The organism is Photobacterium sp. TY1-4 (genome assembly GCF_025398175.1).
Lineage (GTDB): Bacteria > Pseudomonadota > Gammaproteobacteria > Enterobacterales > Vibrionaceae > Photobacterium.
The window spans coordinates 2,402,668-2,417,901 of record NZ_CP099734.1 but is presented as its reverse complement, the minus strand read 5'-3'; the positions used below and the strand labels follow the sequence as shown (position 1 = coordinate 2,417,901).

Sequence of the window (15,234 nt, the reverse complement as noted above, 5' to 3'; positions counted from 1 at the left end):
GCGGCATTTGATGAGCCCGGTTTGATCTTTATCAAATGTTTGCCGGGGCGGATCAGGATAATACCGCCCCTATGAACGTTTCAAATCCCGGCGCAGTTCAAAAGCAGCGTGAACTGAACACCGTGAAAGTCCTGATCCGCTGGTATTGCCAGATCCTGCATCGTGGTGCAGTAACCTGTCCGGCGTGTCAGGAACTTGCTGTTTATGTGACGGCGCGTATGTCCCGTTGCCCGTCAGCGTCCGGCAAGCCACATTGTCTGCACTGCCAGCGGCAGTGTTTCTCTTCGGCCAGACGTTTGCAGTTCAGCCATGTGCTGCGCTGGTCCATGCCGCGTTTTTTCTGGCGCCATCCCTTTCGGGCCCTGCGCTACCGGCTTCACCCTTTGTCGTCGATGGTCCGGTCAGGGAATAATCCATTGAAAACGAGCCGTTAGGGCGTCAAAGGATACTGCTTCCGACAGTTCTGTTTGCAGAACACATCGCTGACCACAGCTCCGACCTTTATAAGATATGCTTTTTGGATTGTCAGAATCCTGTCAAAGGAGTTGAGTCACCTTAAAAGCAAAGATATGCTTCTCTCGTTTTGGCGCTGCCGCTTAACCGTCGGCAGAGGCGATCATACAGTTTGATTATGCAATTGTGGGTAAAGTGATAGAGCGGCGCGTGATAAGCGTGAGCTGCACTTATAAGGACATCGATCAAGGTTGGCTATGAGCGTGTGTAAAACAGAAAGGCAGTACAGAAAAGTCGTGAATCACGAAACACAACGGCATCTGGATACGGTGCGGGCGAAATTTATCAAGCAGTATCAAAGAGAGCAGCCCAAGCCAGCCCAACAGGCGATGACCGCCCAGGTGATCGGTCTTGTGGACAACGAATACCGATAAGCGTGAATAGCGATCAGATTGTGTTCGGGGGGTGTTCTGGGTTTGTCTGCCTGTCGAACCTAACCATGAAGACTAAAGCATAAAAAAGCGCCCGAAGGCGCTTTTTTTGTCAGAGTGACTGCTGTCAGTCGACTTGATCCGATAGAAGACCGAGGCCAAGTCGCTTACGCGGTCTGTTGCGCTGTACCTGGCTGCGTTGGGTCGGACTCTTCAGATGCTTCCACCACGGACGGCGGGCAGCGGTCGACGAACCAGCCCATGTAAGATGAGATGATCGTGACCAGAATACAGACGAAGCTCAACCACATGAACGGGGCGTAAGAGAACGTCGCCACACCCAGAATACTGGCCATGTAGATCCCGTTATCACTCCACGGCACCATGCCGGATGTCAGGGTGCCGCCGAACTCGGCGTTACGCGACAGGTTCTTGCGTTGGAACCCCAGACGGTCATAGTTCTTGGCACAGATTTTTGGTGTCAGGATCAGGGAGACGTACATCGCCGAGCCGAACACGTTGCCGAGGAAAGCGGTGGCAATGGTCGAGACCGACAGGCTACCTGCCGAGTTGACGCGTTTTTCGAATAGCTTGGCGATAGTTTGCAGCACACCCACTTTATCGAGTAAGCCACCAAAGCCCAAACCAAACACGATCACAGCCACGGAGCCCAGCATTGATGACATGCCGCCACGGTTGAGGATCGCGTCAATGAAGTCGACTCCGGAGCTGATGGAGAACGGCGCCCAGGCGGTGTTGAATGCCATCAGCGGGTCCATATCCTGGATCATGACCGCCCAGACGATCCCCAGCAGCGAACCGAGGGAAATCACCGGGAACGATGGCAGGCGCATGGCCAGCAGTGCCAGCACAATGACCACAGGGGCAAAAGAGAACGGCGAAATGACAAATTGCTGATCCATGGCGGCAATCACGCTTTCAACCTGGGACATATCAACATTGCCGGCATAGTGGAAGCCCACACCGGTGAACATGATCCCGGTGATCACATAACTGATCAGCGCAATCGGCAGCATGCCTTTGATGTGCTCCATGATTTCGACGTTTGACATGGAAGAAGCCAGGATCACCGAATCAGAGAGTGGTGACATCTTATCCCCGAAGTAACAGCCCGACAGCACGGCACCGGCCGTCATCGGCGCCGGGATCCCTAATCCCTGGCCAATGCCCATCATCGCGATCCCGGCGGTACCCGCGGCGCCCCAGGAAGTCCCGGTTGCCAGTGCCGTCAGCGAACAGATGATCATGGTTGCCAGCAGGAAGATTGAAGGGTGAATGGCTTTGAGGCCATAGTAAATGATGGTTGGGACAATACCGCCGGCAATCCAGGTACCGACCAGGGCACCGACAGCCAGCAGGATCAGGACGGCCCCCAAGCCGTTTGAGATCCCTTTGGTCGCAGCCTGCTCCAGAGATTTGTAGTCATGTCCCAGCTTGATGCCGAGTGCCATAATGACAAACCAGCCGATGTAGAGGGCCAGTTGGATCGGTAAATCGAGTTTTGCCGTGAAAGAAAATGCCAGCGCAAGAAAGATACCTAACGCGACAACGACCTGCATTAGCGAAGGTAGTTTCACACTCTGTTTGTTCATAGTTCTAACCTTGTTCGTTCGAGTCAGTGAGTCCGAAAAGACCCTGAGTTCGCATCCATGATAACCATGAGAAATCATTGTTAGATCGATGGAGCCTTCCATGAGGGAACGTGTCATGAAGTCGCGCTACTCTATCCGAATGAATGATGCAGTGCGATAAATATTGCACTTTTATGTGACCTCATCCAACCAGTGCGAAATTTAAAGGAAAAAAACACCTTAACTTTTTATTTTTTGGTTAATTTAAGGTTTCCAGTGTGTTTTGTTTGTGTTTTCTTGTTGTTTTCGAGTGGGTGATTGGTGTGGTTTGTTTTGCTATAAAATGTTTCTGGTTTGAGATGTTTTTTGTATTGTTTGGTGAATTATCCTGGTCGTTATTGTGGTCATGGTATTTTGAACTCGGTTGTTTTTCCGGGTGGTTTTTATAAGGTGTTATTTCTGGTGTTTGGGCTGTTTTTTTCAAGAACTGGTCAATATGGTTGATATTTTATCGTTCTGCGTGGGTGGCATGAAAGTTTACGTGGGTTCTGGCCCACGAAACATGTTATCGTGACCTCAGCTTGAAGCGGGGGGCGGCAGGTAAATCAGGCCGGCCTTCAGGCGCGAGAATCAGATGGATTTTACGCTACCCGGACGGGTTCCTCTTGTATTTCATGACTGAAACCTCTATAGATGAGGGTTACGCCTGTGGGTATAACTATCTGAGCTTGGCGAAGTGGGCAGATAATTATGGTCGCGAGGCGACACCATTTTGAACATGGACGGAGTGTAGTGAAATGATGAAAGTAGGTTTAGTTGGCTGGCGTGGCATGGTCGGTTCCGTGCTGATGCAGCGTATGGTTGAAGAGCGCGATTTCGATGTCATTGAGCCGGTCTTCTTTTCGACCTCGCAAGTGGGGATCCCGGCACCAAACTTCGGCAAAGATGCCGGCATGTTACAGGATGCCTTTGACATCGATAGCCTGAAAAAGCTCGATGCGGTGATTACCTGTCAGGGTGGCAGTTACACCGAGAAAGTTTATCCGGCCCTGCGTCAGGCTGGCTGGAAAGGTTACTGGATTGACGCGGCGTCGACTTTGCGTATGCATCAGGATTCCATCATTACGCTGGATCCGGTTAACCTTGAGCAAATTCAACAAGGGATCCATCGTGGCACCAACACCTTCACCGGCGGTAACTGTACGGTCAGCCTGATGCTGATGGCTATGGGCGGCTTGTTCCAGGAAGGTCTGGTCGAGTGGATGACGTCGCAGACCTACCAGGCAGCATCCGGCGCCGGGGCGAAAAATATGCGGGAGCTGATCAGCCAGATGGGCGTGATCAACGATGCGGTTTCCAGTGAGCTGGCCAACCCGGCAACCTCAATTCTGGATATTGATCGCAAAGTAGCGGATGTGATGCGTTCTGCGGACTTCCCGGCACAAGAATTTGGTGTGCCACTGGCAGGCTCGTTGATCCCTTGGATTGATGTGAAGCGTGACAATGGCCAAAGCAAGGAAGAGTGGAAAGGCGGGGTTGAGACCAACAAGATCCTGGGTCTGGAAAGTCAGCCGATCGCCATTGACGGCACCTGTGTGCGGATCGGCGCGATGCGTTGTCACAGTCAGGCACTGACGCTGAAACTGAAGAAAAATGTGCCACTGGACGAAATCGAAGAAATGCTGGCCGCGCATAACGACTGGGTGAAAGTGATCCCGAATGAGCGTGATATCACGATGCAGGAACTGAGCCCAACGAAAGTGACCGGAACCTTGTCTGTACCGGTTGGCCGCCTGCGTAAGCTGGCGATGGGAGATGACTTCCTGAACGCCTTTACGGTCGGTGACCAGCTGTTGTGGGGTGCTGCCGAGCCGCTGCGCCGGACACTGCGGATCATCTTGGCAGAAAAGCATTGATGAGCATGAATTTATCGGTGTAATTGCGCCGATTCGATGGCCCTGGAATATGGGCCATAAAAAACGCCTGCATTTATGCAGGCGTTTTTGTATTCGTCAGAATAGAGACGAATTAAGCTGCCAGGTTCTTGGCAACGAATTCCCAGTTCACCAGGGCCCAGAATGCGTTCATGTAGTCTGGGCGCAGGTTGCGGTAATCGATGTAGTAAGCGTGTTCCCACAGGTCAACGGTCAGCAGTGGAGTGACACCGGCTTCTGTCAGTGGTGTACCTGCGTTAGAGGTGTTGACGATGTCCAGAGAGCCGTCAGCTTTCTTCACCAGCCAAGTCCAAGAAGAACCGAAGTTGTTGATTGCAGCGTCAGTGAACTTCGCTTTGAAATCTTCGAAAGAGCCGAAAGCTTTTACAATCGCGTCAGCAACTTCACCTGTTGGCTCGCCGCCACCGTTCGGGCTCAGGCAGTGCCAGTAGAACGTGTGGTTCCAGATTTGAGCAGCATTGTTGAATACGCCGCCAGTTGAAGTCTTGATGATCTCTTCCAGAGACTTGCTTTCTAGCTCAGTCCCTTCAATCAGGCCGTTCAGCTTTACAACGTAAGTGTTGTGGTGCTTACCGTGGTGGTATTCCAGAGTTTCCTGAGAGATGTGTGGCTCAAGTGCGTTGATTGCGTAGGGTAGCGCTGGTAGTTCAAATGCCATTGCTCGGTTCTCCATTTTGGGTTGTGGGGCCAGGCCCCGCCGACATTGCTTCCAGTAGACTTCATGCCTACCTTTATTGTTTGAAACTATTTCTGTTTGAAACTGATTTTTCTCAGCCACATGAAGCCAATCGTTCAGGCTGATTGCTCCTCAAGAACGTTGTTTCTCAAGAACATAGTCCCTCAAGAGCACAGCATCTCAAGAACATTGCGTCTCAGAGTATTGCCTCATGTGATGGTGAAAAGTATTTTAGCAAGTTTTTACTTTATTAAAAGCCCTATCTCTAAAAATAGCAGCTCTGGTTGAGTTCTGCTGCGGGGATCAGAGAAATATTCTGCAAAACTGGCTCGGTCACGGGCGCATTCGACCGGTGGCAAAGATGTATTTATAATATCCATATAGATATTAGGCGTTTTTTTCCTGAGCATGACCAAGTAGAATGATTGGTTTGAAACTAAATGAAGTGTCGTAAGAGGAAGCTATGGAAACCATCGACAAGATTAAACAACAGATCGCTGAAAACCCAATTCTGTTGTACATGAAAGGTTCACCAAAACTGCCAAGCTGTGGTTTTTCATCTCAGGCATCTCAGGCGCTGATGGCATGCGGTGAGAAGTTTGCTTATGTCGATATTCTGCAAAACCCGGATATCCGCGCAGAACTTCCTGCCTACGCGCAATGGCCGACATTCCCACAACTGTGGGTGGAAGGTGAGCTGATTGGCGGTTGTGACATCATTCTGGAAATGTTCCAGAAAGGTGAGCTGCAACCGTTGATCAAAGAAGCGGCTGAGCGCCGTGACGGTGCTGCTGAATAAGCCGACTGGTTATGCTTCATCATAAAAAAAGACCGCAGTTGCGGTCTTTTTTATATTCGGTGAACCGTGCCGGTTTACAGAACCATGGCAGCCAGCCAGCCGAAAGCGATTAACGGCAGGTTATAGTGAATAAAGGTCGGGACAACAGTCTCCCACACGTGTTCGTGCTGACCGTCGGCATTCAGGCCGGCTGTCGGGCCCAGGGTTGAGTCAGATGCAGGTGAGCCGGCATCACCCAGTGCCGCTGCCGTACCCACCAGCGCGACGGTTGCCAGCGGCGAGAAACCAAAGGCCAGGCAGAGTGGAACATAGATAGTGGCCAGGATTGGAATGGTCGAGAAGGAGGAGCCGATCCCCATGGTGACCAGCAGGCCAACCACCAGCATCAACAACGCCGCCATTGGCTTGTTATCACCAATGGCATCGGCCAGTGAGCTGACCAGGGTTTCTACACCGCCGGTCGATTTCATCACCGAGGCGAATCCGGCAGCGGCAATCATAATGAAGCCGATCATCGCCATCATATGAACCCCTTTGGTGAAGACATCGTGGGTTTCTTTCCATTTGATCACGCCGCCAAAGGTAAACACCATAAAGCCGATCAGACCGCCGATGATCATCGAGCCGCTGTAAAGCTGCGCGCCCAGGGCGGCGATAATCGCGGCCACAGCGATATAAACATGCTGCATATTGATTTGGGTATGCTCCGGTTCGGTCGCCAGAATTTTCTCTTCCGAGTATTCGCGTGGCTTGCGGTAGCTGAAGAACACCGCCAGCAATAGACCGAAGACCATACCTAGTGCCGGCAGGATCATGGCATAAGGCACTTGGCCGGCACTGACATCCAGTCCGTTGTCATGCAGGTTCTTGAGCAGAATATTGTTGAGGAAAATCCCGCCAAAGCCAACCGGTAAGACCATATATGGTGTGACCAGGCCAAAAGTCAGCACACAGGCAATCAGGCGTCGGTCAAGCTTTAACTTAGCGAACACATGAAGCAGCGGCGGGATCACGATCGGAATAAAGGCGATATGGACCGGGATGGCATTCTGAGAAGAGATGGCTAGCAGCACTAAAATGGTGAGAACAGAATACTTTACGCCGGTGGCAGCGGCAGCATTTTCATGACCGCTAATTCGTTTAATGACTTTTTGGGCCAAGACATCGGTGATCCCGGAGCGGGAAATCGCAACGGCAAAGGTCCCGAGCATGGCGTAGCTGAGGGCTGTAGTTGCGCCGCCGCCCAAACCGCTTTCAAAAGCAGACACGGTATCGGCGAGCGACAGGCCGCCTAAAAGGCCGCCTAAAATGGCGCTGAAGGTGAGTGCGACGACGACGTTGACCCGCATTAATGCAAGGACAAGCATGACGCACACGGAGATGACTACTGGGTTCATAAAACTTAGATCCATCGTTGTGTTTATGTCATGGGGAAAACTGTATTTTGTTATTTTTAGCGGTTTTTCCCGAAACGTTCCAGTTTGCTGAATTTTTCCGGTATGTCGAGAAAAATTTGAACTCGATCAGTTTTTTTATTTCGATCAGTTTTTTATTTTTTGGGGGCATGTCCCCTTACCACCAAGCCCTGTCTATACTGAGCGGTGAAGATCAAGGTAAGCGCCTGCCGTCGGTCGGCGTCGATTCAACGGCATACCCGTCACTCACAGTCAGCGGGGATGTCTACGTGGAGATGATCATGAGCGTACTTGTAGGACGTCCCGCCCCGGACTTTACCGCTGCTGCTGTGTTGGGCAATGGAGAAATCGTCGAGCAGTTTAACCTCAAGCAGCATATTCAGGGCAAAGCGGCCGTGCTGTTTTTTTATCCGCTGGATTTTACCTTCGTCTGCCCGTCAGAGCTGATCGCGTTTGATAAACGTTTTGCCGATTTCCAGGCCAAAGGGGTCGAAGTGATCGGGGTGTCGATTGATTCTCAGTTTACCCATCATGCCTGGCGTAATACCCCGGTCGAAGATGGCGGCATCGGTCCGGTGCAGTATCCGCTGGTGGCGGATACCAAGCACGAAATTTGCCAGGCCTATGATGTTGAGCTCCCGGAAGCGGGCGTTGCTTTTCGGGGTTCATTCTTGGTTGATAACGACGGTGTGGTCCGCTACCAGATTGTCAACGATTTGCCGCTGGGTCGCAATATTGATGAAATGCTGCTGATGGTTGATGCTCTTCAGCATCATGAAGAACACGGCGACGTGTGTCCGGCGCAGTGGGAGAAAGGTAAGCAGGGGATGGACGCGTCTCCGCTGGGTGTGGCCCGTTACTTATCTGAGCATACCAACGATCTGTAAGGGCTCAGCACTGAGAGTCGGGTCGATGTAAATTCGATTCGTTCAGAGATAAAAGAAAGGCTAGCCGGGTGGCTAGCCTTTTGGTTTTTCTTTTGGACTAGGTTTGTATTACGGCTTTGGCACAGTCGTGATCGGCGCGCCAGCAGTAATGGTCACGCTGCCTGCGTTGATAAAGTGATATGTCTGACCTTGCATGTGACCTGTTACACCCGCATCAGTGGCTGGATCGAGCAGCGAGCCGTGGTCGCCGCTGGTAAAGATCACCGCTTCACGTTCAGCATTAGCGACCGTTGTGGTGACCTGGTTGTAGCCGCTGTAAATGAGCGGTAACGTCCCGCCAAACGGTGAGTATGGTGAATGCTGTTTGGCATCCAGACCGTTCGGAATCACGGTATCGCCAAGAACCATGGTCAGATAAGATGGTGTTGTTGTTAGCACTGTGCCAATGTGGTTCATCGGATCGACCGTATCCAGTACCGTTTGTGCGGCATAGGCAAAGGAGCTCAAGTCACTGTTCACTTTCGCTTTGTCTGACTCGCCCAGCATAGCGTAGAAATTACTGAAGCAAGTTGGGCCATCGAGCCCTGGGCAGGCTTTGGCTTTATATGCAACGTACTTCTCGCTGGCAGCTGTAAGCAGTTTGTCTTTGACTACGCCACCAAAGCGTTCGGAGTTCATCAGCAGATACGGAATACCGGCACCTGGATTAGCAAACTGGGCGCGGTTGACTTTAAACAGCGCTTGTTCAGTGGCTTCATCCGCGATGGGTTTACTGATGGTTGCTGCATAGCCAATGCCGGTCAGGGCGCCGAGCGAGTGGCCCACATAACCGACGCCGACACTGGCGCCATTCACAGGAGACAGCATATTCAGTGGTGTACCGACAGACGGGTCACCAGCTTGGTTTCGTGCAAATATCATCCCCAGAGAAGCACGCAGGCCCATGGCATCCGAGACGGATTGGCGGAAGTTGTCACGGCCGACCGTCAGGTAGGAGAGGTTCATGAACACATCCGGGTTATCTTCATCAGTAATCGTCCCATCTGAAAGCCGACGTTCACCATGTAGCGGATGGTCAATGGCAATGATTGCCTGACAGTTGTTGTTGATCGCCTCAGGCGCCAGGGCCAGCAGGGTCTCTTTATACGCCGTGATACCATGCTGGTAGATGTTTACCGGAACACCCGTTGTGACACCGGCGCAATTGGCCAGATCCGGCATTACCAGCAGGTAGTTGATCTCTTCTACGGATTTCAGCTGTGGGATCGGGCTGTAGCGGGTGATCTCACGCGCAGGGTCTAACTGGGTTCCGTCGGCCAGATACAGGGTCTTGCCGATCAAAGCTGTCATCACCTTCAACTGAGTTGCCTGATCAGAGCTGACTTTCGCCAGATCTTCCGAAGTAATTCCCCATTCGGTGAGCTTTGCCATCACCGCGGCTTTATCAGCATCAGTACCGTTATTCAGGACATTTGAGATCTTCGCCAGGCTCGGCATGCCGCTTTGCCAAGGCGTCTTTTTCCATTTCTCATCAGTCACTGAGGATTCCAGAAAATAAGGGAGTTTGAGGATGCCCTTATAAGTTTTCATTCCTTTGCTACCCAGCGCAGATTTATATGGTTCCGGGAGTATAGCGGTAACCTCTGCTGGTGTGTTGAGTGTAAACAGGCCGGTCGTATCAACATCATTCGGGTTCGCGCTGCCTTGCCAGACCGCGTTAGCTGTGCCGCCTTGTTTGATGGCACTCAGCGCGGAGGCAATCGCGCCTTTGGTGGCGAATAAGACATCCCCGACGGATGCGGTGGTAAACCAGCTGGAGTAGATGATCTTGTCTTTATCGATGCCTTGCGCAGCAAAAGCGGCTTCGATTTGATGGGTATAAGCTTGTGCCTTATCCAGCTTTTGGCTTGGTGTCGGGGTGTCTGCTTTCAGGTACGCGTACGACTGCGACATCCCGACACTGTTCCCGTTTTTATCTTTCAAATCGTCCGTTAAGGCAAACATGTAGTCTGATTTCGGATCTAGCGGCTTGATCAGAATGACATTCAGGGTATCGCCCTGAACACTGACGACGAAATCACCATCTGCTTGGGAGAGAACCTGCTTGGCAGAGACAGACTTTGTTGTTGTCGGACTGTCAGACTTAATCAGGAAAAATGCGCTGGCGGCGGTGTTCGGGTCGAGCTCAGCCCCGGTAAAAGAGATAGAGATCGGTTGCGTGGTACTCCAGCCATCGGTTTTACCCATGGCCACTTTCGGATCCATCAACGAGCCGGTTTCACTGCTGCTTTCTAAACCCAGGGTACCATCGGTGCTGTCCATGGCGATAAAGGTCGGCAGGATGAGCGTTGGCTCTTCGGCCAACAAATCAAATGCAATCTTCGTTTCTGCTTGCAGGCTGCGCTCAATCGCTGGATCAACCGTCGGCTCACCGGAAATTTTGGTGTCATCACAGCCGTAAAGCGCGAGGTTGGCACCGATCAGTAGCGCCAGGAGTTTCTTATTCATGCGGTATTCCTTGTTAAATTCTTGTTCTTACTGGCCTGACTGGGCTTAGAAACGGTAATTCATCTGAGCAGCACTCAGAATCGCATCGTTCTCACCACTGAACGCATATTCGCGGCCGTCGACGTATTTCTCGTTGAAATCGCTGCTCTGGCCATAGAGGTAGGTCAGGCCGAAATCAAAGGTCATATCATCGCTGTAGTTGTAAGTTAAACCAGCGGAATACCAGTAACGGTCGGTATCCGGAATACTCAGGGTTGATTTGCCCGCTTGCTCATCAAAGGCAAAGCCAGCGCGCAGGATCCAGGCCTGGCTGAGGGTATAGGTTGCGCCGATGGAGTAGCGGAAGTTATCGTCAAACTCTTCTTCTTTCAGCAGGCAAACGCCGTTCACACAGTCGTTACTGGTTGCCTTCAGTTCTTCAAATTTGCTCCATTGTGTCCACTGTACGCCGTAGTGAAGGGCCCACTGGTTGTTCAACTGGTGGAAGCCGCCAAACTCGGCAATGGCCGGCAGAACAACCGTCAAGTCGCCACCTACTTTCTTCGGAGCGGCAATGGTGGAACCGGCGACACCTGTACCGCTGTAGTCGGTAAAGTCACCGGCAAACTCCAGATCGACCTGGGAGCGATAGCTCAGACCAAAACGGTGATCGTCGTTGAGTTCCCACAAGGCACCGACATTCCAGCCCCATTCCCAGGTATCGCCTTCAAGTTTCAGCAGTTCCTGGCTTGGGTTGGCTGGGTTGAGGCTACCAAAATGGCGGGTCAGCACGGCATCGGCATAAACCAGAGAGACACCACCGCCAACACTAAAGTTGTCGTTAATGCGCCAGGAGACGTTCGGGTTAAAGTTGACGGTGATCAGATCGGTATTCCCGGCGAGCGCTCCGAAAAAAGCACCATCAGGATACTCAGTGGCAAAGCCGTAGTTCGCGAATACGCCGACACCCCAGGCGAACTGGTCGTTGATTGGCTGGATAAAGAAACCTGCCGGAACGATGGCAAACGGTGCGACATCTTCATAGGTTTGAACCGGGGCGTTGTGGCTGCCTTTAGAAGCAATGTCGATGGATGGGTCGATGAATGACAAGCTGCCGGACACTTCGGCACGTTCAAAACGAGCCATGGCAGCAGGGTTGCGGGCCAATACAGACGCATTATCGGCAATCGCAGTTTCACCGGCAAAGGCCCGACCAAGACCAGATGCGGAGTGTTCGTTGACCTGGAAACCGGCTGCCTGAGTATTCAGGGAGAATAGTGCAGCGGTGACGGCAACGGCTGTCAATGAGATTTTTTTGGACATTATAATTTTTGCCTCTCTGATGCTTTGCTTCTTGTTCTTCATTCCGTGAAGGAAAAAAAACTTGATGAGTAACGGTTTCAACAAACCTCAGTGATCTCAGCGCGGGTGTGCCGGAGGCGATATTGCAGGCAGGTCAACCTGAAATCAGGATGTGATATGGAGGTTACATTGACCTGTTAAGCTGCGTTTTGCACCCGTGACTGAATCAATCTGACAGAGTATGAAACAGTACTTGGCAGTATAAGGAGGAAATGGCGAAATGTTAACCCATTGTAACACGTTGTTTTTGTTAAAAATGGCCAATTAATGAAGATTCAATAAGATTATGTTTAAAACGTGTGTTTTAAATTGGTCGATTGTTTGAAAAGTGAACTCTAAAAGCCCAGCCGGACTGGGCTTGTAAGAGGTCTGATGAGTTTGAGGATGTTTGATTTTTAAGACGTGCTGTTTTCTTCTGTTTGAGAGGCCATAATCGGCCAGCCGCCTAATTTCTTCCATTTGTTAACAATCTCACAAAATAACTCGGCGGTCCGTTCGGTATCGTAGAGCGCGGAGTGTGCTTCTCGGTTATCAAAAGGAATACCGGCCGTCGCACAAGCTTTGGCCAGAACGGTCTGGCCGAGGGCTACGCCACTAAGTGCAGCCGTGTCGAAAGTCGCAAACGGATGGAACGGATTGCGTTTTAGTTTTGCCCGTTCAGAGGCGGCCATCACGAAGCTGTGATCAAAGTTGGCGTTGTGCGCCACCATGATGGCGCGTGAACAGCCGGTCGCTTTCTGCTCTTTGCGAATTTGTTTGTAGATCTCTTTCAGCGCCTCTGCTTCAGAGACGGCGCCTCGGAGCGGGCTGAACGGGTCGCGGATCCCGTTAAATTCCAGCGCCTCTTTGTGGATCACGGCACCTTCAAAAGGCGCGACATGATAATGCAGGGTTGTTGCTGGTTTTAACCAACCGTCTTCATCCATCTGCAAAGTGACCGCGCAGATCTCAAGCAGTGCGTCTGTTTGGGCATTAAAGCCTGCGGTTTCGACGTCAATGACGACAGGGAAGTAGCCGCGAAAGCGACTTTTCAGGGTGTTCAATTCGTTGTCTTGGCTCATAACAGGGCGGTTGGTCTGTAAGTCGGCTCGAAAAATAAAGGAGGCATTATGTCAGATTCAGGTACGGAGCTAAACCTAATTCCGGTGTCCCGGCCGCTTTATCGAACCCATTGAATGACTTGGCGCGCTCGCCGGAGTAAGGGCATCCGTGGGTAATTTCGCAGTCAGGATAAAGATTTTTCGCAAGGATCCGATACAATAGTCAGCACTGTGATTGAGCGGATAACGGAAACATGGTTAACAACACAACGTCCTTCTGTCTGGCTGCCCTTTTGGGCGCGCTGTGGTGCGCCCCGACCTGGGCCGTCAAACAATATGTGGCCACGCCGGCTCAGTCCAGTTGGAAGGTGGCTGTGGATACGCCGCTGGAGTGCCGGATGTTGCACGCGATCCCTAATTACGGGGAAGCGCAGTTTATTTCCCGGGCAAGCAAGAAAATTAACCTCGACTTTGAGCTGAAAATGCGTCGGCCGATGGGGGAAACCCGGAACGTCAGCCTGGTGTCGATGCCGCCGCGTTGGATGCCGGGCGATGCTGCTGAACCAATTACCAAGATTACCTTTTTTAAGCAATTTGATGGCTACATCGGTGGCCAGATGGCCTGGGCGATGTTGGCCGAGTTGGAAAGCGGGCGTTATCCGACCCTGAGCTATCCGGACTGGCAGCATCGGGATAAGCGCATTGAAGTGGGCTTGTCTGCGGTGTCTTTTCAGACGACCTATCAGCAGTTCAGCCAGTGCCTGGACAACCTGTTGCCTTACAGCTTTGAAGACATCGCATTTACTGTGTTGCATTACGACAAAGACAGTGATGAGCTGAACAAAGCCTCGCGGCAGCGTCTGGCGCAGATCGCTGATTTTGTCCGCTACAGCGATGATGTCGATCTGGTGCTGGTGGCAACGTATACCGACTCTCAAGGCGGTAAAAATGTCAATCAGGCGCTGTCTGAGCGCCGGGCCAAGAAGCTGGAAACCTATTTTATGGAAATGGGGTTGCCGAAAAACCGGATCCAGGTGGAGGCCTACGGTAAGCGGCGCCCGATTGCTGACAATGAAACGCCGATTGGCCGCAACAAAAACCGCCGGGTGGTGATCTCTTTGGGGCGTACCATTATCTAACGTCGCGATTTCAGTCCCCCGATTGTCTTAGGACTGGGGCATTGCTTGTCTGTCACGACGCTACATTCAAAGGAAGTGGATGTGGCAAGAGGACAGGCGACGATGAAAGGGTGGATGTGTTTCTACATGATGGCGCTGGTGATTGGGTTGAGCGGATCGGCGATGGCGCAGGGTAGCAATGGCCAGCTTTCGCAGGGCGCGGCACAGCAAGGCATGGTACAGCAAGGTTTGGTACAGCAACAGCAAGTCAGCCGTGCTCAAGCGGCATCGATGGATTTGCAGCAAAAGGGTTATTACTTTATTGAGGATACTTCGGGGCTGGCGGCGTTGGATGCGCGTATTCGCCAGCGCGTCGCACAGGGGAGCAGCACCCACTACGCGGTGGTTTATTTTATGCCGCAGCGCGATCGGGACATTTATCAGGCGCTGGTGACCGAATATAGTATCAGGCAGAAATAGCTGATACCGATTATGCGCCCTGGTGCTTCAGTCTCAGAACACCGCGAGCCATGTCAGTGGCTCGCGGTGTTTTGTTATGACAGACTCTTGGCCTAGTGTAACCGGAACTTGGCGATGAGCTCACACTGGTTGCTGAGGTTGATATGTTCGACTTGCTTGGCCACCGCCGGGTTCGGGTGACGTTTCAAAAACTCAATCAGGGCCGAACGGCAGCAGCCCAGGCTATCGATAAACGCATCGCACGTTTTGCGCGGACACTGGGGGATCAACGCCATCACCTGCTCGGAGGCCAGTTGGAGGTACTTGAGTTCATACTCGTTGTCTCCGGCCCGGCGCCAGAACGCGGCAAGGTTGTGGCAGGAAATTACTTTAATTGTCAGTAAATCTTCCAACTCATCACGGGTGCCGTGGATCGGCTCGAGTTGCTGAGACTCTGCCAAGGCCAATTGATAGTGGATCACGGACATCATCGGCCGTTGCTCTCTTTCTGCCTCTGTTGCCAGTAAGGTATGTCGCTCCCAGCGTGATACGTCCATAGG

The 15,234-nt window shown here is 52.0% G+C and carries 14 protein-coding genes; 7 read left to right on the top strand and 7 right to left on the bottom strand.

Going from position 1 to position 15,234, the window contains the following annotated elements; genetic code table 11:
* Positions 1 to 71 precede the first annotated feature (71 nt).
* Both NH461_RS11265 and NH461_RS11260 read left to right on the top strand, forming a co-directional pair.
* Positions 72 to 434 carry a nitrous oxide-stimulated promoter family protein gene (locus NH461_RS11265; protein WP_261600441.1) on the top strand — a complete coding sequence of 121 codons (363 nt, stop codon included), beginning with the start codon at positions 72 to 74 and terminating at the stop codon, positions 432 to 434.
* Between the two features lie 315 nt (positions 435 to 749).
* Entirely contained in the window at positions 750 to 887 is a 138-nt protein-coding gene (locus tag NH461_RS11260) for a hypothetical protein (protein ID WP_261600440.1), read from the top strand.
* Between the two features lie 164 nt (positions 888 to 1,051).
* Here NH461_RS11260 and nhaC read toward each other — a convergent pair whose 3' ends face one another.
* A complete protein-coding gene (nhaC, locus tag NH461_RS11255; RefSeq protein WP_261600439.1) occupies positions 1,052 to 2,497 on the bottom strand; it encodes a Na+/H+ antiporter NhaC in 1,446 nt (481 codons plus the stop codon).
* A 779-nt stretch (positions 2,498 to 3,276) separates the two neighbouring features.
* Here nhaC and asd point away from each other — a divergent pair.
* The gene (asd, locus tag NH461_RS11250) at positions 3,277 to 4,392 is read left to right on the top strand and encodes an aspartate-semialdehyde dehydrogenase (RefSeq protein ID WP_261602891.1); all 1,116 of its coding nucleotides are present in this window, start codon (positions 3,277 to 3,279) and stop codon (positions 4,390 to 4,392) included.
* Positions 4,393 to 4,504: 112 nt separating this feature from the next.
* Here asd and sodB read toward each other — a convergent pair whose 3' ends face one another.
* Positions 4,505 to 5,089 carry a superoxide dismutase [Fe] gene (gene sodB, locus NH461_RS11245; RefSeq protein WP_261600438.1) on the bottom strand — a complete coding sequence of 195 codons (585 nt, stop codon included), beginning with the start codon at positions 5,087 to 5,089 and terminating at the stop codon, positions 4,505 to 4,507.
* Between the two features lie 481 nt (positions 5,090 to 5,570).
* Between sodB and NH461_RS11240 the strand changes: the two genes are divergently transcribed.
* Positions 5,571 to 5,906, top strand: a complete 336-nt coding sequence (locus NH461_RS11240) for a Grx4 family monothiol glutaredoxin (protein WP_261600437.1) — start codon at positions 5,571 to 5,573, stop codon at positions 5,904 to 5,906.
* Positions 5,907 to 5,980: 74 nt separating this feature from the next.
* Here the strand turns inward: NH461_RS11240 and NH461_RS11235 are convergent, their stop codons facing one another.
* A complete protein-coding gene (locus NH461_RS11235) occupies positions 5,981 to 7,303 on the bottom strand; it encodes a Na+/H+ antiporter family protein (RefSeq protein WP_261600436.1) in 1,323 nt (440 codons plus the stop codon).
* A 299-nt stretch (positions 7,304 to 7,602) separates the two neighbouring features.
* On the opposite strand from NH461_RS11235, the gene NH461_RS11230 reads away from it, so the two are divergent.
* On the top strand, positions 7,603 to 8,208 hold the full coding sequence (locus NH461_RS11230) for a peroxiredoxin C (RefSeq protein ID WP_261600435.1): 606 nt from the start codon (positions 7,603 to 7,605) through the stop codon (positions 8,206 to 8,208).
* 108 nt (positions 8,209 to 8,316) lie between these two features.
* Here NH461_RS11230 and NH461_RS11225 read toward each other — a convergent pair whose 3' ends face one another.
* The 3 genes from NH461_RS11225 to rnt all read right to left on the bottom strand — a co-directional run bounded on the left by NH461_RS11225 (position 8,317) and on the right by rnt (position 13,118).
* Complete coding sequence (locus NH461_RS11225; RefSeq protein ID WP_261600434.1) at positions 8,317 to 10,716, bottom strand: VolA/Pla-1 family phospholipase; 2,400 nt, start codon at positions 10,714 to 10,716, stop codon at positions 8,317 to 8,319.
* A gap of 45 nt (positions 10,717 to 10,761) precedes the next feature.
* Positions 10,762 to 12,018 (bottom strand): outer membrane protein transport protein, encoded by a 1,257-nt coding sequence (locus NH461_RS11220; RefSeq protein ID WP_261600433.1) that lies wholly within the window; start codon positions 12,016 to 12,018, stop codon positions 10,762 to 10,764.
* A 434-nt stretch (positions 12,019 to 12,452) separates the two neighbouring features.
* On the bottom strand, positions 12,453 to 13,118 hold the full coding sequence (gene rnt / locus NH461_RS11215) for a ribonuclease T (protein ID WP_261600432.1): 666 nt from the start codon (positions 13,116 to 13,118) through the stop codon (positions 12,453 to 12,455).
* A gap of 233 nt (positions 13,119 to 13,351) precedes the next feature.
* On the opposite strand from rnt, the gene motY reads away from it, so the two are divergent.
* Positions 13,352 to 14,236: a flagellar protein MotY gene (gene motY, locus NH461_RS11210; RefSeq protein ID WP_261600431.1), complete on the top strand. Its 885-nt coding sequence runs from the start codon at positions 13,352 to 13,354 to the stop codon at positions 14,234 to 14,236.
* 81 nt (positions 14,237 to 14,317) lie between these two features.
* Positions 14,318 to 14,695 (top strand): hypothetical protein, encoded by a 378-nt coding sequence (locus tag NH461_RS11205; protein WP_261600430.1) that lies wholly within the window; start codon positions 14,318 to 14,320, stop codon positions 14,693 to 14,695.
* Positions 14,696 to 14,787: 92 nt separating this feature from the next.
* On the opposite strand, the gene NH461_RS11200 is transcribed toward NH461_RS11205, so the two are convergent.
* On the bottom strand, positions 14,788 to 15,231 hold the full coding sequence (locus NH461_RS11200; protein WP_261600429.1) for a DUF2753 domain-containing protein: 444 nt from the start codon (positions 15,229 to 15,231) through the stop codon (positions 14,788 to 14,790).
* Between the last annotated feature and the right edge of the window lie 3 nt (positions 15,232 to 15,234).

Bases quoted from the DNA above. Each gene is read 5' to 3' on its own strand.
- NH461_RS11265 (WP_261600441.1), top strand. From the start codon at position 72: ATGAACGTTTCAAATCCCGGCGCAGTTCAAAAGCAGCGTGAACTGAAC.
- sodB (WP_261600438.1), bottom strand. From the start codon at position 5,089: ATGGCATTTGAACTACCAGCGCTACCCTACGCAATCAACGCACTTGAG.
- rnt (WP_261600432.1), bottom strand. From the start codon at position 13,118: ATGAGCCAAGACAACGAATTGAACACCCTGAAAAGTCGCTTTCGCGGC.
- motY (WP_261600431.1), top strand. From the start codon at position 13,352: ATGGTTAACAACACAACGTCCTTCTGTCTGGCTGCCCTTTTGGGCGCG.
- NH461_RS11235 (WP_261600436.1), bottom strand. From the start codon at position 7,303: ATGAACCCAGTAGTCATCTCCGTGTGCGTCATGCTTGTCCTTGCATTA.
- NH461_RS11225 (WP_261600434.1), bottom strand. From the start codon at position 10,716: ATGAATAAGAAACTCCTGGCGCTACTGATCGGTGCCAACCTCGCGCTT.
- asd (WP_261602891.1), top strand. From the start codon at position 3,277: ATGAAAGTAGGTTTAGTTGGCTGGCGTGGCATGGTCGGTTCCGTGCTG.
- NH461_RS11200 (WP_261600429.1), bottom strand. From the start codon at position 15,231: ATGGACGTATCACGCTGGGAGCGACATACCTTACTGGCAACAGAGGCA.
- NH461_RS11240 (WP_261600437.1), top strand. From the start codon at position 5,571: ATGGAAACCATCGACAAGATTAAACAACAGATCGCTGAAAACCCAATT.
- NH461_RS11220 (WP_261600433.1), bottom strand. From the start codon at position 12,018: ATGTCCAAAAAAATCTCATTGACAGCCGTTGCCGTCACCGCTGCACTA.
- nhaC (WP_261600439.1), bottom strand. From the start codon at position 2,497: ATGAACAAACAGAGTGTGAAACTACCTTCGCTAATGCAGGTCGTTGTC.
- NH461_RS11230 (WP_261600435.1), top strand. From the start codon at position 7,603: ATGAGCGTACTTGTAGGACGTCCCGCCCCGGACTTTACCGCTGCTGCT.